Annotated in this window: 11 protein-coding genes; 8 read left to right on the top strand and 3 right to left on the bottom strand. The window is 61.8% G+C overall.

Annotated elements, in window-relative coordinates; genetic code table 11:
• Positions 1-92 precede the first annotated feature (92 nt).
• From JIN84_RS19580 to JIN84_RS19560, 5 genes are all read left to right on the top strand, one after another.
• Positions 93-833, top strand: coding sequence for a class I SAM-dependent methyltransferase (locus JIN84_RS19580; RefSeq protein ID WP_200352761.1), 741 nt, complete (start codon positions 93-95; stop codon positions 831-833).
• A 48-nt stretch (positions 834-881) separates the two neighbouring features.
• A complete protein-coding gene (locus JIN84_RS19575; protein ID WP_200352760.1) occupies positions 882-1,091 on the top strand; it encodes a hypothetical protein in 210 nt (69 codons plus the stop codon).
• A 212-nt stretch (positions 1,092-1,303) separates the two neighbouring features.
• Positions 1,304-5,230 carry a LamG-like jellyroll fold domain-containing protein gene (locus JIN84_RS19570; protein WP_200352759.1) on the top strand — a complete coding sequence of 1,309 codons (3,927 nt, stop codon included), beginning with the start codon at positions 1,304-1,306 and terminating at the stop codon, positions 5,228-5,230.
• A gap of 13 nt (positions 5,231-5,243) precedes the next feature.
• Positions 5,244-8,099 (top strand): sensor histidine kinase, encoded by a 2,856-nt coding sequence (locus tag JIN84_RS19565; RefSeq protein ID WP_200352758.1) that lies wholly within the window; start codon positions 5,244-5,246, stop codon positions 8,097-8,099.
• Positions 8,100-8,114: 15 nt separating this feature from the next.
• Positions 8,115-8,792, top strand: coding sequence for a response regulator transcription factor (locus tag JIN84_RS19560; protein WP_200352757.1), 678 nt, complete (start codon positions 8,115-8,117; stop codon positions 8,790-8,792).
• Between the two features lie 18 nt (positions 8,793-8,810).
• Here JIN84_RS19560 and JIN84_RS19555 read toward each other — a convergent pair whose 3' ends face one another.
• From JIN84_RS19555 to rnhA, 3 genes are all read right to left on the bottom strand, one after another.
• A complete protein-coding gene (locus JIN84_RS19555) occupies positions 8,811-9,767 on the bottom strand; it encodes an N-acetylmuramoyl-L-alanine amidase-like domain-containing protein (protein WP_200352756.1) in 957 nt (318 codons plus the stop codon).
• Between the two features lie 75 nt (positions 9,768-9,842).
• The gene (locus JIN84_RS19550) at positions 9,843-10,733 is read right to left on the bottom strand and encodes a lysophospholipid acyltransferase family protein (RefSeq protein ID WP_200352755.1); all 891 of its coding nucleotides are present in this window, start codon (positions 10,731-10,733) and stop codon (positions 9,843-9,845) included.
• Between the two features lie 54 nt (positions 10,734-10,787).
• On the bottom strand, positions 10,788-11,261 hold the full coding sequence (rnhA, locus tag JIN84_RS19545; protein ID WP_234043576.1) for a ribonuclease HI: 474 nt from the start codon (positions 11,259-11,261) through the stop codon (positions 10,788-10,790).
• A 145-nt stretch (positions 11,262-11,406) separates the two neighbouring features.
• On the opposite strand from rnhA, the gene JIN84_RS19540 reads away from it, so the two are divergent.
• The 3 genes from JIN84_RS19540 (at position 11,407) to JIN84_RS19530 (ending at position 22,498) form a co-directional block, all read left to right on the top strand.
• A complete protein-coding gene (locus JIN84_RS19540; protein ID WP_200352753.1) occupies positions 11,407-11,997 on the top strand; it encodes an RNA polymerase sigma factor in 591 nt (196 codons plus the stop codon).
• Positions 11,998-12,035: 38 nt separating this feature from the next.
• Positions 12,036-15,332 carry a YfbK domain-containing protein gene (locus JIN84_RS19535; protein WP_200352752.1) on the top strand — a complete coding sequence of 1,099 codons (3,297 nt, stop codon included), beginning with the start codon at positions 12,036-12,038 and terminating at the stop codon, positions 15,330-15,332.
• Positions 15,333-15,736: 404 nt separating this feature from the next.
• Positions 15,737-22,498, top strand: a complete 6,762-nt coding sequence (locus tag JIN84_RS19530; protein ID WP_200352751.1) for a hypothetical protein — start codon at positions 15,737-15,739, stop codon at positions 22,496-22,498.
• The last annotated feature ends 7 nt before the right edge of the window (positions 22,499-22,505 follow it).

The following is a 22,505-nucleotide window of genomic DNA, read 5'->3' as shown; positions in this document are numbered from 1 at the left end:
CTCCACGCCGACCTTCCCGCCATCCATCCGGGCGAAATTCCGGACCTCCTGCCCGGAAAAGTCCTCCTGCCAAGGATCAGGGCTGGGACCCCGTGGCCGCCTGGTACGACAAGCTCGTCGGTGAAACCGGCTCGGATTATCATCGAAATGTCATTCTGCCCGCCACGTTGAGGATGCTCGCTCCGCAGGCGGGCGAATCCGTGATCGACGTCTGCTGCGGACAGGGCGTGCTGATCAAACCGTTGCTGGATGCGAAGATCGGGAAATTCACCGGAGTCGATGCCAGCCGCCGCCTGATCGAGTCCGCCAGGGCCCGGCATGGCGATGATCCGCGCGTTTCCCTCACCGTTGCCGATGCCTGCCGCCCGGGTCCGTGGGCGGATGGCAAAAACGACGCGGCCACCTGTATCATGGCCGTGCACGACGTTCCGGATCCGGTTGGCTTGTTCAAGAGCATCGCCCAAGCACTCAAGCCTGGTGGCCGCGTGATAATGGTCTTCATGCATCCCTGCTTCCGGATTCCCAAGAAAAGCCACTGGGGCTGGGACGGGGATCAGAAGATCCAATACCGCCGCCTCGACAGCTATGGCAAGCCGCTGGAAATCCCCATCACCACCCACCCGGGCAAGGGAAGCGGTGAGCAGACGGTCTTCTACCACCGCCCGATGTCCGAACTTCTCACCGCCATCGGCCAAGGAGGGCTGGCTGTGACCGCGTGCGACGAGCTCTACAGCCACCGGCGTTCCCAAGGCAACGGCCCCTTCAGCAAGGCGGAGCACGCCGCTGCGGAGGAGTTTCCCATGTTCATCGCCTTGAAGGCGGTGAAACCGTAGATTCGTCTGCTAGCTTGCCATACGTCGCGGGCGCCGTCACGCTGCGCCATGCGACTTTATCAGGACGAGGTTTATCAAAAGGGAGAAAAATTCATCCGCATCGTGCGGCTCGACCGATATGAGGTGGAATTCAAGACCATGATCGGCGGCCCGAAGGAGGAGGGTGAGGTGACGATCTTGGTGAAAAAGGAATTCTGTCGTTTGCTGAAGGGGATGACCCTCGTCCCTCCGGTCAAGAAGACGGCGACGGAGAAATGAGCTGACGGTCCGCAGGAAAGTGATGTGGAGGACGCCGCAGCCGGAGGTTTCGGCAACGCGTCGTGGGCGACCCGAATGGGGGGATTCAAACGAGGATGCAAAAGTTGGATTTTCATCAACCCGCGATGTGTGTCCCGGGACGATTCGTGAAGGAGATTTCTCCTGCTCGACAAGCCCGTGCATTGCTCTAACCATCCGAGGGTATTCACCCGATGTCACCCAACCGTCTCCGCACATCCCTTTGTCTGTCAGCCGCATGGTTCGCCTGCGGCACCCTGTGCGCGGCTGCCGCGGAGGTGGCGGGGACCCTTTTGGTTGAGTTGGATGCGGCGGATTTCCGTACCGGAGCGGTCAAGTGGCCGCAGCACAGCCAGAGCACCGGCATTCCCGGGGATTTCGTTGCCAAAGGATCTCCCACGGTGCAGACGGTGGCGGGCGCCACCGCGGTGGTTTTCGACGGCGATGGCGACTACTTCGTGGGGCCGATGACCACCGCCGCGCTGCATGCCGTGGGTGCCAGACATTCGGTGGAAATCTGGGTTTTCCAAGGAAACATCCGGGACCAGGAGTCGGTTGTTTCCTGGGGGAAAAGGCAGGGGCCGGACCTCACCTTCGCCGGATTCCGCTATGGCGCGGACCCGGATTTCGGGGCCATCGCCCGCTGGGGAGCCTGCGAGTCGGCGTTTGAAGATCTGCCGCCGCCCGGGATGTGGCATCACCTCGTCTATACTTACGACGGGGTCTCCCAAGCGGTGTATGTTGATGGGAAACTCGACAATACCAAGACCGTCAGCAAGCTCGACGCCCACGACATGCTGCCGATCCATCTCGGGGTGGAACTGTCGGGAGACATGAAACCCGAGGGGCAGTTCACCCATTTTTCCGGTGCGCTGGCGAAGCTTCGCATTCATTCCGGTGCGCTGGACGCGGTGCAGGTGAAGCAGAATTTCGCCGCCGAGCACCAGGGATTTCCCGGCCTGGTGGCCAAGCCGCTCCAGCAGTCGCCGATGCACCGCTTCTCTTTCAACGCACCTGCCGGACCGGCTCCGAACGGCACCGCCGTGGTGGACAGCATCGGCGGACTCTCCGCGGTGATTCGTGGGGAAGATGCGGAATTCAACGGTCGGGAAATCCGGTTGCCCGGCGGTTCCTCCGCCACGGAAGCCTATATCGATCTTCCGAACGGGATCATTTCCTCGCGTGAGAGCCTCAGCATCGAGTTCTGGGGCACGCAGGACGCCGCACAGGACTGGTGCCGCATCCTGTCCATCGGCACGAACAGCGTGGGGGAAATCTACGGGCCGGGCGGGGTGTTCACCGGTACGGAAACCCTGACGCTTTTCGGAAATGTGGGGGCCACCCAGGTGAACCGCTTCGCACGGTCGTACGGCACCTATCCGAACGGCGGTCCTGACCGGAATCCCGCCGACTACCCGGACTCGGACTACGGAGTGGAGTTCCATCAGGTCATCATCTACGACAAGGAACTGAAGGAGTGGCGCTGGTATCGCAACGGGATCCTCATGGAGGTCATCGCGGACAACGAGGGACCCACCACCATCCATGACCTGAATGTCTGGCTGGGGCGGTCCGAATTCTCCTCGGACAACAATTTTCGTGGCCGCTTCGACGAATTCCGCATTTACAACCACACCCTGAGCGAGGGGGAGATTTACGGGAATTTCCTGGCCGGTCCGGACAAGCTGAACCTGGGTGGCGAAGTGGTGGCGATGAACTGGGCCCTGGAGGCGCCGGGTGTCCATACCTATGCGAACAGCGCGGGTTCCGACCACTGGCAGACGGGGGCGAACGGCCCGCATCCGGATGGCCCGGGAAACATCGCCACTTTCGCCAGCGCTCTGGCGGGCGACCAGGAAATCGAGCTTTCCACACCCGTCACACTGGGATCCCTCAATCTGGGCACCCGCAACCGGGGTGGGGCCTTCACCCTGCGGGCGAAAGGGGCCGGGGCTTTGACCATGAATTCCGGCAACGGCATTCCGGCATCCATCACCCAGCTCCAGGGAAGTCCCGGCAACCTGATTTATTCTCCCGTCAGGCTGCTGTCCAATACCGAGGTGACAAACCAATCCACCAACCCGTTGCTGCTCGGCGGCGGGATCCAAGGTGAGGGATCCTTCATCAAGGGGGGCAGCGGGACGGTGATCCTGACCGGTGACGGTCAAGCCCATACGGGCGAGGTGAGGATCGTCGCCGGTGCGCTGGTGCTTGGAGATGCCGGGAAGAGCGGCATGCTCGGCGGCAAGCTTTTCACCATTACCGATCCGGGGCGGCTTGTTTTCAACCGCAGCGACGACATCGTCCTCGCGGGCAACTATACGGGCAGCGGGAGGATTGTGCATCAGGGAATGGGCACCCTGACCGTTTCGAAAAACGGGGTGATGTCGAACACCGGCGTCATCGAGTTGTGTGACGGCTCGGGGACTTTCATCAACGACGGGGAAATCAATGGTGCGAACTCCCTGCAAACCGATAGCGAACTCATCCTCCATGGGGCGAGCAGGACACAGGTGACCGAATTCCTGTCCGCAGGTGTGGAAAATGGCGGAATCCTGAGGCTCAGGGATGCAGCAACCGTCAGCATTGAGGGAAGGGGGCATCTCAACATCGGCGATACCGGCGGCGGACAGAGCGTTTTCCACTTCGATGGCGGCACGATCCGCTGCAAGGAGGTGTTTGTCGGAAAAGACCGGAACACCTCCGGCGTGGTGCTCCAGACGGGCGGATCATTGGAGAAAACCGGCGGGGGTGACTCCATCATCGGTGGATATATTCCGGACGCGTGGCAGGTATGGGGGGCATGGCGCATGACGGGTGGGAAGGTGGTCGATGAATGGAATTTCCAGATAGGAGCCCATGGCACGGGGATCATGGAGGTGGACGGCGGTGAAATGAGCATCGCGGGCTTTCTCAGCCTGGGACGCTATGAAGACGAACATCAACATGCGAGCCGCGGTTTGCTGGATGTGAGATCCGGCCGTGTTTCCACCACCGGGGATGACAAGCTCCTGCTCGTCGGCGAGGAGGGGATCGGTGTGCTGAACATCCGCAAGGAAGGCAGTGTGGTCTGCGCCAACAGGATGATCATCGGCTCCGGAACCATCAGCAAACCCGGCGAAGGAACGGTCAATCTCCTCACGGGGGGCAGCCTGACGGTGGACTCGATCACCCAGTTCAACCAGACGGAGGCCATCGGGCGGTTGAATTTCGACGGAGGCACCCTGAGGGCGGGAAATCACAGCGCGGCCTTCTTCGACGGGCTCGACTATGTACATGTCAGGGAAGGCGGAGCCCGTATCGACACGAACGGCTTCGATGTGAAGATCGGCCAGTCGCTTACCGCGCCGCGGGGAAATGGTATTTTGAGCATCCCCATCCTCGACAATGGCTCGGGTTACGTGGGGCCGCCGTGGATCGAAATTTCGGGGGGAGCCGGGAGTGGAGCGACCGCCCTGGCGGAGCTGGAGAATGGATCGGTGAAAAGCATCCTCCTCACCAATGCGGGTTATGATTTCCTCAACCCGCCAGGAGTCAGCGTCATCGGTGGCGGATCAGGAGGAGGCTTGAAGCTTGGCACGCCGGTGCTCACACCGAGCGGCAGCGGTGGCCTCGTCAAGTTGGGAGATGGGAAACTCACCCTTGCCGGGGACAACACTTACACGGGTGTCACCTCGGTGAAGCAAGGCGGGCTCCGCTTGGAAGGCAGCGTCCTGGGAGCGGTGAAACTTGAAGGGGGAACCCTCTTGGAGGGCGGTGGGGCCATCGGGAGCATGCTCAGCGCCGAACCTGGCAGCACGGTGGCGCCGGATCCGGGCGCGACACTTACCATCCGTGGCGATGCGGACATCCGTGGAACGCTTCGCATCGAGGTTTCGGGAGCCGGAGGTGGTGCCATCTCGGTGGCCGGAACACTGGATCTCAGCTCGGCGAAGTTCCTGCTGAGGCTTCCCGGTGATCAACCAGCCAGCCCGGTGATGGTCATTGCCAGCTACGGCATGCTGGAAGGTCGATTTACTGCTGCCGATGGCCTGCCGAAAGGTTATCATATCGACTATCACCACAACGGCTCCAACCAAATCGCCCTTGTGACCACCGGATCAACCAACAATGGCGACTGAGGGAAAAGGGATCATGAAACGTGCCCCGCTTGACCGAGCATGGGTGCGGTGCCTGATACTGTCCGCCTTCTTTCTCCTGAGCCTCCGGGTGGTCCATGCCCAGGGGCAGTATTCGTTCCGCAGTTGGCAGTCCGAGGATGGTCTGCCTGTCAATCTCGTGCGCTCCCTCGTGCAGTCGGAGGATGGTTACCTGTGGATCGCCACCGCGGAATGCATCGTGCGCTTCGACGGTATGGAGTTCGAGCGGATCGAGCAGGTTGCCGGATTTCCTTACATTGGCTCGGAGGACTGCCGGTTGTTCGCCACGGCGGGTGATGTCGTCTGGTTTGCGAGCTCGCGCGGCGGGCTTGTGAAAATGGGAAAGGGGGCCGACCTCATCGTCTGGCCGGATGCTCCCGAGGATAAGGAGAAGCCGGAGGATGCGGGAAACCCACCGCCAGGCGGCAAGGAACCCGTCAACAGCGCTCCGGTGACCCAGGTGGTGGACGCACCCTCGGGTGGAGTCTATGTGAGGAAGGGTGGGGAGATCTGGCTGGTCCTTGGAAGCCGGTCGAAGAAGTTGGATTCCCCGCCTGCGGACGTGATCGAGCTGCTGGATGAAGATCTGCGGCAGCGTGCCAACAACGGCCGCATCGGGCCGGACGGCATGCCGGGCAAGCTGGTCGACCGCAGCCAGTCGGTGTGGTCCGTCTCCCCGACCGGAGAACTCGCCGTCACCTCGCCGGAAGGGTTCATCCGGATCTCCATGCCCAAGGGGAGGGCGGATTCCCATGTCACGGAGATGCTGGAAGATCGCGAGGGCAACATCTGGGTCGCCACGGCATTGAACGGTCTGGGACTTTTCCGCGAGGATCGGGTCGAGGTGGTGAACGCCGCGGCAGGGCTCAGCGAGGGAGCGGTGCTGGCGGTCATCGAGGATAGCCGGGGGAAGGTGTGGCTGGGAAACCGGCGCGGAGGGGTGGATCGCATCGCCGCCAGCTCGATCGAGCACTATGATTTGAACGGATCGTCCGGCACCGGACAGGTGTCCGCGCTTTATGAGGACCGCGACGGCCGGCTTTGGGCGGCCTCCACGGATGGTCCGGTCTTCCGTTGGAAGGATACGGCGTTTGTCGAACAATACCCCGGCGAAGGCGGCTTGAACAAGGTGAACGCGATTTACCACGACCGTCGCGGTACGCTGTGGTTCGGAGGACAGCTGGGATTGAAACGTTCTTCGGGCAGGCGGGTCACGGAGGTCAGGACGGAAGCCGGTTTCCCCGGTGGCGAGGTGACGGTGATGACGGGCGGGGCTTCAGACGAGCTGTGGCTCGGCACCGCCCAGGGATTCGTGCTGCGCGATGCCGACGGACGGCTGGAAACGATCGGCGAGCCCGCGGACCTGTCTTACAGCCGCGTCTCCAGCATTCTCGTGACCAGTGCGGATCAGGTGTGGGTCGCGACATTGGGAGCGGGATTGTTCCTCTATGATGGCGTCGGCTGGCATCGGTTCGACCGCTCCCAAGGATTGCCCGACCTGCGCCTGACGCATGTGATCGACGACCAGTCGGGCCACCTCTGGTTCGGTTCCACCGGTGGCATCATCCGGGCCAGCCGGGCGGATCTCCTGGGCCGCGCCAAGCAGTCGAACTCGCCGATCCACTGGCTGCGCATGGACCGCTCGGACGGTCTGCCCACCCGCGAGTGCGTCGGTGGCCATCATCCCGCGGGTTGGCGGTTCAGCGATGGGGCGATCTGGTTTCCCACCAGCCTCGGGGTGGTCAGGATCGATCCGAATCAGACAATGGTGAACCGCACCCCACCGACGGTGTTTCTGCGGAAGGTTATTGCGAACGGAGCCCAGCAGGATCTGTCGAAGCAAAAAATCGTCCTGGGCCCCGGTAGGATGCGGCTGGAGTTCTCCTATCATGGACTGAATTTCAGTTCTCCGGAAAAGGTGAACTACCGCACGCGTCTTGTGGGGCTGGAAAAAAACTGGCGCGAGGTCGGCCCGCAGCGGGTCAGCACCTATGAGTCGGTCCCTCCCGGCAACTACCGGTTCGAAGTCGTCGCGATGAACGGAGACGGCCTGCTGAGTCCGACTCCCGCCGTGATCCAGGTGGTGGTGGAGCCTCATTTTTGGGAAACGAGCTGGTTCTTCGCGCAGGCGACCCTGCTTGTCATTCTTGTTGCGGGTGGCGTGGGTTGGCTCACCGCCCGGAGCCGGCTGAAGAGGCGCATTTCACTTTTGAAAATCCGCAACACCCGGGAAGTGGAACGTGCCCGGATCGCCCGGGACCTGCATGACGACCTTGGAGCCTCGCTCACCGAGATCGCCCTGCTCGCGGATCTCGGAGCAGAGCAGGCGGCTGGCAGCGCTTTCCAAAAACACCTCGACGAACTTTCCAACAAGGCCCGCATGCTCGGTCTCACCCTCGACGAAATCGTCTGGGCGGTGAACCCGCGCGAGGACACCCTGGGCTCGTTGCTGGACTATCTCGCGAGCTTCGCCACCGAGTTTCTCGACCGGGCGGGGATCACGCTCCGTATCAACATCGCCAGCGGGATGCCGGACGTTCCGCTGGATGCGAACATCCGGCACTCGGTTTTCCTGGCAGTGAGGGAGGCGTTCAACAACATCGTCAAGCATTCGGAAGCGAAATCCGCCTGGCTGAACGTGTCGGTCATCGGCGGCACTCTCAACATCAGCGTGGAAGACGATGGCAAGGGGGTGGACGACTACGCGCTTTCCCGCGGCAATGGTCTGAAGAATTTCGAAGTCCGCATGCAGGCCTGCGGCGGGCGGTCGAAGGTCTCGCTGCGTGCGGAGGGGGGCACGGTCGTCCGATTCCTCGTTCCCATGCTTGCGCCCCAATCCCACACTGACTAACTTTTTCACCACCCCATGCTGCCGGAAAACCAGAAATCCATCGAAGTCGCCATCGTCGAAGACAATGAGGCTCTTGGCGAGAGCCTGCAACGGGTGGTCGAGTCCATTCCCGACGCGCGTTGCATCGGCGTATGGGGATCCGCCGAGGAAGGATTGAAAAAAATCGATGCCTTCCGCCCCTCCATCGTTCTGATGGATATCAATCTCCCCGGCATGTCCGGCATCGAGGCGACCGCGCTGCTCAAACGCCACCTGCCGGAAATCCAGGTGATCATCGTCACCGTCCATCGGGAACATGAGAAGATCTTCGACGCGCTCAAGGCGGGGGCCTGCGGTTATCTGATCAAGCGGTCACGGGCGGCGGATGTCCGCCAGGCCATCCTCGATGTGCATTCCGGCGGCGCCCCTATGAGCGCGGAGATCGCCCGGCGGGTGGTGGAGGCCTTTCACCAGGGACCTGCGAAGGCCCAGGAAGACCAGGAGACCGTCCATCTCTCACAGCGTGAAACCTCGGTCGCCCAACTCATCGCCGAAGGGCTGGCCAACAAGGAGATCGCCGACCGCCTCGGGATCAGCACGGAAACCGTGCGAGGGCATTTGAAGAATATTTATGAAAAACTCCATGTCCGCTCGCGGACCGAAGCGGCGGTGAAGTATCTCGACTCCGTGCGGCACAAGAACGTCTTCCCGTGAGTTGGGTGTGGGCAGGGTTCACTGCCTGGCCATGCCATTCTGCCAGAGAGCGGATGGCGGCACGTCGTCCGGCCTGCAGATGATGATTCCGGCGTGTTTGGAGGCTGCGTTCACGTAGTCGGCGATGGGCCTGTCGATGATCACCATGCGGCCCTTGTCGCGATCCGAGGTGGCATGGGTGAAATACGCGCGGTCCTTCATCCGGACGATCAGCCCGACATGGGAGGTATAGCCGCCCGGACCATTGGTGGTGATGGCGCAGATGTCGCCGTTCCGCAGGTATTTTTCCGCGTCGCGGACCTTGGTTTTCGGCACCTGATAGACCGGCAGGTTGGAGACCTGTGCCTCGATTTTTCCCATCGGTTCGATCAATGCCGGGTTGGAGCGCAGGTAGCGGTAGGCCTTCCACTGCACGGTCATCTCACGGATCTCCCGGCGCATGCGCACGGCACCGGGGATGCGGGAGGTGATGTTCGAGGCATAGCCGCGGCGCTGGTTGTCGTAGAAAACCTCCTCAAGGTGGTGCATGCGGCTGAGGTAGTTGCCGGTACACACGCCGTTGCGGTAGCGTTCGATCTCCACCATGTGCAGCATGTCCTCCGGCTTGTAGGGAGCCGGCTTGTAACGCAGCATCCGGGCGAGCGCGAGTGCGTTCTCGTAATAGGTCCAGCAGTCCATGGCCCTGAGATTCACCACCGGAGATTCGATGCGGTCGTCCACTTCCAGCGAATAGTTCACATACGGGGTGCCGACCATTTCCCGTGCCACGCGGATCGTTCTCTCCCCGATCGGGAGCTGTCTCCAGTTTTCCCGTTCCGCCTTGGCGACGATCGCGTGAAATTTTGATTCCCCTTGGAACACCGTAGCCATCGGCAGCCGTGGAGCGGTCGGTGGCGGCACGGATTTTTGCGCCATCAGCGGGTGCGCGCCGGCAAGGGCCATGGTGAGGCCGAGAGCGATGATTCTCAAATTCATGCTCCCCTTATACTCGAAATTCACAATGATGGAAGGGAAGATGTGAGGTTGAACGGAAGTGTTTCCGGCCATTGGTCAGACTGGCCGGTCAACGTGCGGGGCTCTCTTTTCGAGAAGTGGTTCGAAGACATACCACTGCCGCCAATGCCGGCGCACGATGTTGAGAATCGTTCCCGCCCAGACTTTCGCCGCTTCGTCGTCGTCCCCGCGTTTCCTCGGCGGCAGCTCCATTTCAGGCAGCACGATGACCCGGTAACGCCGCCAGCCATCGCGGACGATGAAAAGCGGGAAACAAGGCGCGCCCGTGGCCCTGGCGAGGAAAAGCGGTCCCTTCGGCAGACGCATGGTCAGTCCGGACTCCACCTCCACCACCATCGGCGAGACATCGAAGATCACCCGGTCTCCCTGCACCGCCACAACGTTTCCCTCGCCCAGCAATCGGGAAAGCTCGATGCCGAGCAAATTGCCTTCCTGATTGTAAAGCGTGCGGAAGTTCGGGGTCAGCGCCTCCCGGCGGCGGATTTCCGTCTCGCGCAGCATCTGTGTTTCCGGTTCCCGCTCCGGAGCGCGCACCGTGTAGAGCGTGCGGTTGAAGCGTGAGGCGAACATCGGAGCGGCGAGGTCGTAATTCCCCATGTGTGCCGTGAGAATGATGCAACCTTCCTCCCGCTTCGCCAGATCCTCCAGCGAGGCAAGCCCGTCCACGACCCAGTCGACGGCACCGGTGCCTGTTTCGCAGCGCTGGGCGTCCACGTAGGTCAGGGCGAAATTCCAGAACACCTGCCACGCCCCTGCTGTCGCCCGCATCCCGCTCCATTGGGGAAACAACGCCCGCAGGTTTCCCGCCACCGCCCGCCTCTGATCCTTGGCGACGCCGAAAAAAACAGATGTCCAGAAGGCGATGAGGACGGGTTCCAAAAACCACGGCAACACCCGCAGGGTGTGCAGCATCAGGCGGGTCGGCACGTCGCCGAAAATCCCGCATCTCGCCACCCAGCGTGATTTGCCTGCCTGCTCCATCTAGCCACGGGCGGTTTCGAATCCCACATCCTCCAGCAGGTTCCTGCCCGCCACCGCGATATTGCCAAGCTCGTCGCACCGCTCGTTTTCCTTATGGCCCGCGTGCCCCTTCACCCAGCGCCAGTCCATCTTGTGTGGTGCGGCGGCGGCAACCAGCATCTGCCACAGGTCCTGGTTTTTCACCGGTTGCTTGTCCGCCTTCACCCAGCCGCGTTTCTGCCAGCCGGCGATCCATTTCTTCGACATCGCGTCGATCACATATTTGGAGTCGGAGTGCAGCTCCACCTCGCAGGGCTCGCTCAGGCATTGCAGCGCCACGATGGCCGCGCGCAGCTCCATCCGGTTGTTGGTGGTCAGGCGGTAGCCGGCGGACATCTCCTTGCGGTGTTTCCCGCACACCAGCACCACGCCGTATCCGCCGGGCCCCGGGTTTCCCTTGCAGCCGCCGTCGGTGTGGATGATCACTCGTTTCATGAGCGGCGAGGCTGTGTGCCGCGCCAATTCATGACAAGCCAAACGGCGGCGGAAATTCATTTCGGGAAATTGATGGAAATTTTCTAAGGATTTCCCGACATCCGTGTCTTGATACATGAAAGCATGACCCCGCCTCCAACGATTCATGGAAACCCTCGCCGCCAACGCCTGTCCTGAGGCCGATATCGGGTGCGCCCCGGTGGTTTCCTTCCGACAGCCGGACCCACCCGCGGAGATCCGGCCGACGATACGCGAGGTTTTCGCGACGGAGGAGTCGCCGTTGCTCCGTTTTGCCTACGGTCTCGTGGGACAGCGGGAAACGGCGGAAGACCTCGTTCAGGATGCGTTTGTAAAACTCCACGCCCATTGGGACGAAGTGACCCACCCGAGGGCATGGTTGTTCCGCTGTGTCAGAAACCTCGCCCTCAGCCATATCCGGGATCACAAACGCGAAATTCCCATTTCCGAAGACCACGAACTCCAAAGCACCTCCCCGGGTCCGGAACAGACTCTCGGAAAACTCGAAGCCATCGGCACCCTCCAGCTCCTCGTCGCGGAACTCCATGAAGACGACCGCAATCTGATCTCGCTCAAATACCACGAAGGTCTGAAATATGACCAGATCAGCCAACGCACCGGCCTCAGTGTCAGCAACGTCGGCTACAAGCTCCACCACGCCTTGAAAAATCTTGCCGATTCCCTCCGCCGCCTCGGCGTCGAGACCATCGACGGCTGATCCTTTCAAAATCACAAACTTCCAAATTTCCAATCACCATGAATGAAGAACCTCCAACCCCACCCGATGCAGGGAACGACGGATCCGTCGAAGCCCGCATCGTCTCCTGGGTGCTGGGTGAGGCCTCGGCCTTCGAGGCCGCCGAACTCGAGCGTCTCTGCGAGGAACGCCCCGAACTGCTGGTTTTCCGCCGCCGCATGCGCGAGCTTCACGGCTTGCTCACCGAGTCGGAAGCCTCCGAGCCTGATCTCTCTTGGAAACTTCCGGAGGAGAAGCGCAGGATTCTTGATGATATCTTCGGCGAGGAGAAAATCCCGCCCGCCGCCTCATCGCCGGAAGCGGGGCGCGTCAGACGCAACGGTCTCCGGGTGTTGTCCGCCATCGCCGCCTGCGTCGCGATCTCGCTGTTCGTCATCCGTCTGGAGCCATGGAAGCATGAGTCGGCAGTGGCGCGCGCTTACCAGTCCGATCGTGCGGAAAAGGCAGCACGTGAGGCGGAGAAGGAAATGGCCGCGCTGACCAAGGCCATCCGCGACCAGGAAGACGTGGTGGAGGACAACCGCAAGCTCCTGGCCACCATTTCAAAGACCAAGGGAATCATCTACCGTGGCCAGGATTCCTACTATGGCACTGGTGAGGCGGAGGAAAAAAGTGCCAGAGACGCGCTGGAGACCTACAATCAGGTTCGGAAGGACAAGATGCAACTGGAGTCGCAGATCGACAGTCTCCGGAGAATCGATTCCGACCAGCTCATGGTGACTGCGGCAGGACTGGATCTGCCGGATAATGCGATCAAATCGGACTATCCGAAATACATGGAAGCGCAGAGGGATTTGGAAGCCCTCAAACTCTCTGGATTGGGAAGCGATCATCCGGACATGAAAGCCGCTGAGGAGCAGGTCCATGCCATGAAGACGCGGATGGACGAAGGGGTCGCCAAAATCAAGGAAAGCCTGGAGACCAAGCTGGACATCGCGGCCAACACCTTGAAGAACGCTGAAATGACGAAAAACACGGTTGGGGAGGAAGCCATCAACCGTGGACTTTCCGGTCACGATTATGTCGATGCCAAGCGTGAGCTGGAGTCGAGCCAGCGGCTGTTGGAATCCATGAAACTCAGGAAAACCGTCGCCGAGGCCACCTTGAAGATGTCGCACGACGCGATCACCATTCATGGAGAATCCGAACTTCTTGCGAAATCGGAAAAGCCGGATACCGGATCCCAGCCGGCTGTCTCACCTGGGACCGGGATGACTCTGAATCTTAATACAACCGCCAGATACGAACAGCGCGCCAAGCGATCTGGACCGCAGGACCCTGCCACGCCTGCGGTGCCAGACAGCCTTGCGCTCCCGCAAATCGCCGGTTCCAAGGAGAGGGAATCGCCACCTGTGGACGCGTTCACAGATTCGGCGGGAACAGACCTGGCTCATGTTCCTCCTGCCGGACGGTCAGGCGCGGGATCACAGATGGAATCCCTCGCGGACGACTCGGTCTCGCCTGGGGTGGTGGATTCGTTCGCTCCTGCGCAATCGGCTGAAACAAGGAGTGGAACAAAGTCCGGGGCGGCTTCAGTTCCCGCCGTTCTCTCCTCCAGGCAACCCATAAATCCCGCTTCCCCCGAACCTGCCAAAAAATCAAGCGATCTGGTGCAGAAGGAGGTGATCCGCGATTTCGAAGCTGCCCAAACGACTGCCCGCGAAATAGGTCTGACCGCAGAACGCCAAAAGAATGTGGATGGCCTTGGTAGCGATCTTTATAATGTGGGAGGAAGCCATAATGATGTGACATATGACGATGACACTTCGCCACCCATCGGAGGAGTGTCCCAAGGCGATCTTGAGGCGCTGAAGAGAATGTATGGCACGGTTGAGACAACCGCCGGGCATACGCAGGAGACAAATTATCCGCTGTCGGAGATAGGACGGAATTCCGTAATCGCTGGCGAGCTTGCTGAGGATGCCGGGGATCTCCGTCCCGCGGAGCCGGCCGCGCCTTCCGAGGCGGACTCTTCAAGCGGTCCTCCCATTGAGGAAACCCCGGCTGCGGAGAATCCCTACTCCACCTTTTCACTAAACATAAACGACGCCTCGTTCCAACTCGCCAAGGCTGCTCTTGCGAAAGGAGAACGCCCCGATCCCGCAGGCATCAAGCCGGAGCAGTTCTACAATGCCGTGGATTACGGCGACCCTGCTCCATCAGCGAACGAACCTGTCTCCGCCGTCATCGAGCAGGCCGCCCATCCCTTCATTCCGGGGAGAAATCTCGTCCGCGTCGCGGTCCGCACGGGTTCCACCGGTCGCAGTGCCGCGCAGCCCCTGCGCCTGACCTTGCTCGTCGATCAATCCGGTTCCATGGTGAGGGACGACCGCCGTGCCGCGATGGAACAGGCGCTCGCCCAGCTCGGAAGCCTCCTGACAAAAGCGGACCTGGTCACCGTCATCGGTTTTTCCCGCACACCCCGTCTGCTTGCGGATGGCATGGCGGGGGATCAGGCGGCGGAGCTTGGCAAGCTCGTCAACCAGACCGCCAGCGAGGGCGGTACGAATCTGGAAGAAGCGATGAAACTCGGTGCGCAACTCGCCACCCGCCACCAGCTCGCCGGGGCGCAGAACCGCATCGTGCTCTTCACCGATGGCGCTGCGAATCTCGGCGATGCCAAGCCGGAGCGCCTCGCGGAGCAGGTGAAGGTCCTGCGCCAGAAGGGCATCGCCTTCGATATCGCTGGCATCGGCGCGGATGGCTTGAATGACAGGCTCCTCAGCGAGCTCGCCCGCAACGGGAACGGTCGCTACTACGTGGTCGGTGGTGAAAGCAACAGCTTCGCCCGCCAGCTCGCAGGCGCTTTCCGCCCTGCCGCGGAAAATGTGAAAATCCAGGTGATCTTCAATCCGCAGCGTGTCGGGAGATACAAGCTCATCGGCTTCGAGAAAGACCGGTTGAAGACCGAGGACTTCCGTAACGACTCCGTGGACGCGGCGGAACTCGCCGCCGACGAGGCGGGCGTGGCCATCTATCAGGTGGAACCGCTTGCCGAGGGACGCGGTGAGATCGGCGAAATCAGCGTGCGCTTCAGGGACACGAACAGCGGAGAAATGGTCGAGCGCGGTTGGACACTTCCCTATGACACCAAAGCTAGCGCCTTTGACCGCGCCACGCCATCCATGCAACTCGCCGGGTTGTCCATGCTCGCCGCCGAAAAACTCCGTGGCGGCCCGCTCGCCACCGCCATTGATTTCAACCAACTTTCCGGCTCCGCCGCCTTCGTCAGACAGTTCTACGGCAGCGCTCCCCGCGTCACCGAAATGCTGCGGGTCATCGAAGCTCTCAAATAACAATTGGAGCGCGGAATTCATTCCTCGCGAAGTCTCAGGAGCCCGGAAGAATATCGTTTCCCAATGAAATCTCATGATGCCAACCGCACCATTTGTATCAACCGCGGGTGGACGCGGATGAACACAGATCGAAGAAGATCACATGGAACAGACAATTAGCGCGAACGGCAGGGAACCGATACGTCGAACCTTTGTCGCAAGCATATCAAAGGCCGGAATCATTGCCCGGCAGCAACGCTTGTATCTTCTCTCTATTTGAGTTCATCCGCGTCCGGCTGCGGTTGGATAAAACGTCCTCAGCGAGGCATGGGTCTCACCCGCCCGCGCGGGATGAATCCCGCGCTCCGATTCTTTACACATCATTTACCCACCGGCCCTTCTGGCCGGGTTAGAAAACACAATCCATGAAAACGTTCCTTCAGCGTACCCTCGTGCCCATATGCTGCGCGGCGCTCGCAGCCATCTCAACCGCCCAAGAACCGGACAAGCGTTTTGTCGTGCTTCCTATCGGTGATCTCCCGACGACCGCACCCAAGCCGGTGCCGCTCTTTTTTTCCGTGGCCGCGGAGGTGAAGGCACAGGCCGGTCCGGAGACCATCACCAGCGAGCAGCGGATCGATTTCAAGATCCACCAAGGGAAGGCGGAAACCCTCACTCTCGCTCTTTCCGGCAATGGCGAGGTTGCGTCCGTTACCGGGGACGGACTGCGGGACTGGTCCGTCAGGGTGGAGGGGGATGGCGCGCGTTTCCTGGATCTGCGGCCGGTCATTGATACTGAAAATCCACCAACCGCCTTGCAGGTCATCGTGAAAACCCGGGCGAAAGCCGTAAGACCGACGAATGCGTTGCTTTTGCCCGCGCCCGGCTCCGCCACCGGATTTTCACTGAAGGTCGTCCTGGCAGCCGATGAAGGAACGGAACTCCGCATCGGCAGGGCGGAAGGATTGGTTCCTGTGGAGCAGGGTAAGGTTCACCAGTTTCTCGGCCATGGTGTGGCGTCATTGGAATTCGCCACCTCTCCCGCCGGCTTCATCTCTCCGGATATCGAATTGACGGACACCAAATTGACCGGCTTGCTCGCTGCCGATGGAAACAGCGTTTCATTCCGTCTGGAAACCCTCGCAAGGGCCGGAACGGAAGGTGTGAAAACCCGGTTGATCGAGGGAGTGGCGCTCTCAGGAAACATTTCCGGAGAAGGCTGGCATGTGGAGTTGGACAAAGCGGGATACAACCTCGTCACCGAACGGGGTGGCGATTTTCCCGTGGTGTTGGATTTCGTGGTTCCCGTTAAATCACGCGGAGACTGGCGCACGTTGGATTTCAAGGTTCCCGCCGGGACTGTCGTCCCCGTCGGCATCACGGGTTTGGCGGAGTCCGTGACCTTTGACCGCAGCCTGTCGGTAGTCCCGGAGCATGAGCGGGGCCAGTGGCGTGGTTTCCTTCCCGCGGACGGCGCGGCATCAGCCGCATGGAGGGCGGCGGGGGAGGTGGCGGCGGGCGCGCTGTTTTTTTCAAGCACGGAATCCAGCGACGTGCGGGTTGGCAGCGGGCTGATGCGCCAGCTCACCACGCTCGACCTGCGCGTGTTGCAGGGAGAGATCCGGGAGCTCAATGTCAGATTGGAGGGGCCGGGTGAAATCCTCGCGGTTACGGGGGATCCCGTACTTGGCTGGAAGGTGGTGGAGGAAGCGGGTGCGCGCCGGCTGGAGGTGAGGCTGAGCCGTCCTATCGAAGGAACCGGGCGCATCATCATTGAGGCGCAGGCCGCTCTTGGAGGGTTCCCGGTGAAGTCCGGGGCGCTGCGCATGCTTCCTCAGGGATCTCTCCGTCACAGCGGAGCCCTGCGGGTGGCGAACGACGGTGCGGTCAGGATCGAGGTTGCCGAGGCTACAGGCCTCATCCAGCTCGCCCCCGGACAATTCCCGGGTGGTGTGGATGATACCCTGCGCCAGGTGTTCGTCTATCGCTTCCCCTCGGCGGACTACGGTTATTCGGTTTCGGCGAACCAGGTGTTGCCCGAGGTTTCCGTTACGGAAGTCACCGTTTACGAACTCGCGGAGACGGATCGGAAAATCACGGCGGACATCGAACTGGACATCCGCGAGGCACCGCTGCGCGAGTGGGAAATGGAGATCCCGTCGGACCACGCAGTGGCTTCCGTGACCGGGGCGCAGGTCGCGGACTATGCGGTGGCCAGCGAGGAGAAGGATGGCAGGCGTCGCCTGAAGATCCTTTTCAAGCAAGCGGTGGCGGAGCGGCAGCTTGTCGCCGTGCGGTTGGAGAAGAATGAAGCGGCGAAGGCGGGCGTGTGGGACCTTCCGGCCCTGGGGTTTCCCGGCGCGAAATCCCGACGCGGCTACGTCGGAGCGATCGCGGCTGCCGGATACCGGCTGGACATCGGGAAAACCGCAGGCGTCGCAGAAGTGCCGGTCACGTTTTTTCCCAAGAAAACAGGCGGATTACAGCAGGCGTTCCGTTTGAGGGAAGGTCTATGGCAGGTTTCGCTGGATGCGAAGGCGCTTGGCCAGAGCCTGCAGGCGGACGTCTTCCATCTCTACTCGCTCAAGGCGGGAGCCGTGTATGGCAGCGTGCTGGTGAACTACTTCGTCGTCGGCGCCCCCGCCAGCGAGTGGCGCATCTCCGTGCCACCGGGTATCGGCAATATCGATGTCACGGGACAATACGTCAGCCGAGACTGGAGGCGCGAGGGGGATACGGTCATCGTGCCGCTTTCACGTCCGCTGTTGGGAACCGGCACGGTGCTCCTCACCTTCGAGCAGCCCATGAGCGAGCGGGGCGGGGATCTTTCTCCCGGTGTTGTGAGTCCGCTCGGAGTGCAGGCGGAACGCGGCTACATCCATGTCGTCAGCCCGCTTCAGGTGAAATTTGAAAAGCCTGTGGGCGAAGGTTCTCTGCTGGAGATCGATGCGAGCGAACTGCCCGCCGAGTTCCGCCTGCTCAGCAGCGCTCCGAGTCTCGGGGCGTGGCAATACACGGCGCGGGACTTCAGGATCGGCATGAAGGTCGAATGGTTCGAACCAGGAAACACCGTGGAACAGTCGGTCGATTTCATGAAGCTCGAGAGCAAGATTTCCCGCGACGGCCAATGGGTGACGGATGCCGGATTCTTCGTGAAATCCCGCGGCCGCACCACCTTGCGCACCACTCTGCCGCCTGGTGCGGTGTTGTGGGACGCACGGGTGAACGGAGGAGCGGTGAATGCCCAGAACGACGGTGGGGCCACCCTCATCCCGCTGCCGCCAAAGACAGATCCCAACGAGGCCGTCGAAATCAGCCTGCGCTACGGTGCGGCGGGCGAAGAGAAGGAGGTGGAACTCGCCGCTCCGCTTCTGGAGGCTCCGGTCATCATCGGCGAGTGGCGCGTGACCGGAGACGATGGCCGCCAGCTCGTTCCGCGCGGAGGGACCGCGGAGCTCCTGCGCTCCGGGCTTGCGGAAAATGGCTGGAGCTGGCTCGCACGGAATCCACTCATGGTAGGTGGGCTGATTCTTGCCGCGCTGGTGTCGGTGGCCGCGGGCAGTGCCGGGAGGTCGCTCGCCGCACGTCGGTTGTCGCTTTTGGCGGGTGTGGTTTTCATTGCCGTTGCGGGTATTGCCGCGATGTCCTCGCCCGGCTCGGCAACCGGTTCCTCCGCCCCATTGGAGTACTCCGTGCCGGTCATGTCTCCGGGGCATGTGGTGTCGGTGGTGGTCGGAAACCTCACCCCGTGGCAGGCGTCCGCAGGGTGGGGGATGTGGGCGTTGTTCCTGGCGGGTATCGGACTCGTCGCGTGTGGAGCATTTCTGGGTGGGAATGGTTGGCGCGCGGCGGGTGTCACGTTGATCGCCGCCGCGACCCTGATGGTCCGTGGTGGCGCGCCATTGTTCTTTGCCATGGCCGCGCTGGTCGCTGTGGTGTGGCTGCTGCCGGAAATCCTCAAGATGATGCGCGGGAAAGGAGTGGCGGTATCCGCCATGGTGGTTTGTCTGACGGTTATCGGCCTGGGCGACGCCCGGGCCGAGAAGACACCCTCGCTCAAACCTGCCGAATCCATGGTTCACGACTGGAGGATCCGGGAGGGGCGATTGCAAGGAACCGTTGAGGTCTGCGTGCGTGCGGAGGCGGGCGAGAGGTTTCTTTTCCTCCGTTCCCCGGCGGTGTTGCGCGGTTTCGAGGGCGAGGGGTTGCGGGTGGTCAAGGAGCAGGGCGTGTATTTCCTTGTCGCCGAAAAGGACGGACGCCTGACGGGGGAATCCTCGTTTGAAATGCCGCTTGCCGATCCCGCCAAAGCATGGGGGATACCCGCGGGCCCCGCCGCGATGCGGCAGGTCACACTTCGTTGGGACCAACCCGGATGGGAATTTTTTTCAGCCGGTGCCGCGAAGGTGGAAGCGCCCGCCGGACTTGGCGTTGATGAGAGCGGGGCCGTGATGGTGCTCGGACCCGCCGACCCCGTGACCGTGCAGGCAAGGCCGAAGCAACGCGATGTTGCCACGGAGGCAACGCGTTTCTTCTCGGAGGTATCCAATCTTTATCTGCCGGGACCCGGTGTGGTGAACGGTCGTCATAAGATCTCCATAAGGCCTGCCCAAGGGCGGGTGGCTTCGCTGCTGGTGACGGTGCCGGAGGGTTTCACGGTGAGCGATGTCATCGAAGGGCCGGCAGGAGCGTGGCGGTTCGATCCGGAAAAACGCGAGCTGCGCGTGTCCGTGGAGCCTGCACAGGAGAGGGCTTTTTCGCTGACGGTCGAGACCCAGCGTGGAACAGGAAGTCTGCCGCTGGACCTGCAGCTCGAGCCACTGCGGGTGGAGGAAGCGGGGGGAGAAATCGGTTTCCTCGCGCTGGCGTTCGGCGAGGACGCACAGCCGGAGTCTGTTGATGTGACAGGGCTGTCGCGGGTGAATCCGGAAGATTTCACGGATACCTTGCTGCCACGCGATGCCGAGGGGAATCCGCTGGTCGTCATGCAGCATGTTTTCCGCTATGGCTCGGGTGAGGTTGGTGCCCGTGTCCGCGTGTCTCCTGTCGCTCCGGAACTCCGTGCGGAAACCTGGCAACTGGTTTCGCTCGGGGAGGACCGGCTGGTGGTTTCCACTGATTTGAATGTGACCATCACCCGGTCCGGGGTGTTCCGGCTTGAGGTTGCGGTTCCGGATGGCCTGGAAGTCGAGACCGTCACCGGCGAGAGCCTCAGCCATTGGTCGGCCAGCGAAGACAAACGCACGGTAAGCCTTCACCTGGCCGGGAAAACCATCGGCAGGCGTGCGTTCAACCTGACCCTGACAGCCCGTCCGCCGGGCAATCAGGATGACTGGCAGGTGCCCCGGATTTCCCTGCGGGGCGCCTCACGCGAGACCGGTGTCCTCACGGTGGTGCCTGAGAGGGGGCTTCAGGTTCGTGTGACCGGAAGGAATCACGTTTCGCAAATGGAATCCCGAGAGCTGTCGGAAGCACCGAAGGAATCCGCACAAGCAGCGAAGCGTCCGGGTGCGCTTGCCTATCGGTTGCTGCAGGGGGATTGGTCGCTCGGCCTCTCGATCAGCAGGCTGAACCCATGGGTGACGGCGCAGGTTTTCCACGAATCCACCCTGCGGGAAGGACAGCTGTTGAGCCGTGTGGTCATCGGCTACAAGATCGAAAACGCATCGGTGAAATCATTGCGCGTCCGCATTCCGGGACTGGACGAGACCGCGGCCGCCACGGTGCGCGCGAGCGGCTCCAGCGTGGCCGGGCTTGTGCCGGTGGAAGGAGAGCCGGGATTGTGGGAGATCCGCTTCCAACGCGGCGTCGCGGGGGATGCGAACGTGGAACTGGAATACCAACGTGCCGGAAAGGAAACCGGTGTGGAGATGATCGAACCGCTGGTCTTGCAACAGGTCAACCAGACGACCTATTTCGCGGCCATCCGTGCTGGCGGACGGCTTGAACTCGTCGCCGGAAACCCGCCACGTGGTTGGCAGAAATCGGACTGGGCGGTGGTGCAGGCGACGCTCGGCCAGGCCGCGGGCACGGTCGCTCCGGCGATGGCTTTCCGCGTGGCGGATCCGGAGGGATCGCTGCCGGTCACGCTGAAGCGCCACGAACTGGCGGATATTCACAAGCTCCGTGTCTCGGAAGGACAGCTGACGACCCTGATGTCTCCCGAGGGTGTGGTGCTGACGGCCGTGGATCTTAAAATGAAGGTTGTGGAGAAGGGGACCCTTCGCCTGAAACTCCCGGCAGGTGCGTCGCTGTTCAATGTGCTGGTGAATGGCGAAGGCGCGACACTTGTGAGGGCGGGCGAGGATTGGTTGTTCCATGTTTTTCCCGCCCCGGAAGCCGGACGTCCGGCGTCGGTAAGGTTTGTCTATTCGGCGGCCAACCCGAAGGAGTCCCGGCTTGAAGGGCCCCTGTTGAATGTCCCGATGGAAAACCTGACATGGCGTGTGCTGGTGCCGGAGGGCTGGCGGATGAAGTCCCACAGCGGAGACTTCGATCTGAAACAGCAGGCGGCCGGCGGCAGGTTCCGCCTGGAGGATTACCAGTCGTTCATGAAGTCGAAGAAGCAGATCGACTCCAGGAACGCCGTCGCCTTGTTGGATCAGGCGAACGGCTGGCTGGCCGCGGGCGATCAGGAGAAGGCGAGCCAGGCCTTCAGCAATGCCGTGCGGAGCAACCAACTCGACGCGGCGTCCGGAGAGGACGCACGTGTCCAACTCCGCGAGTTGAAAACCGAACAGGCGGTGCTCGGACTCAACACCCGCCGCCAGAAGATGGTGATGGACAACCGTGGCGAGACTCCCCAGGCGGACCGCGCCCAACTGGATCGGGCCGTCGAGGCGAATCCGGTGCTGCGTGGCAACTACAACTACGATCCCAAGCAGTTCAACCGGTTCTTCGAAGGCAACACCGCCGACGAAAACTCCGCGCTGAAGGAAATCGCGAACCGCATCGTCACCCAGCAGCTCGCGGCGGAACCCGCACCGGTCTCGTTGGACATCGTCCTTCCCGAGCGGGGGACCGTACTGACATTCGGCCGCAGCGTGCAGACCAAGGGGGAAAGACCGATGTCCATCGACCTGAAACTGAAACGAACGGGCAATGGCATCGCCTGGCTGGCGATCGTGCTCTGTGCGTTGTTGGGAGGAATGGGGTGGACCATGTCCCGCACCAGGCCTGCCGCCTGATCCCAAT

This window comes from Luteolibacter yonseiensis, from assembly GCF_016595465.1.
Lineage (GTDB): Bacteria > Verrucomicrobiota > Verrucomicrobiia > Verrucomicrobiales > Akkermansiaceae > Luteolibacter > Luteolibacter yonseiensis.
The sequence above is the reverse complement of the archived record's forward strand: the minus strand, read 5'-3'. Positions and strand labels throughout refer to the sequence as shown.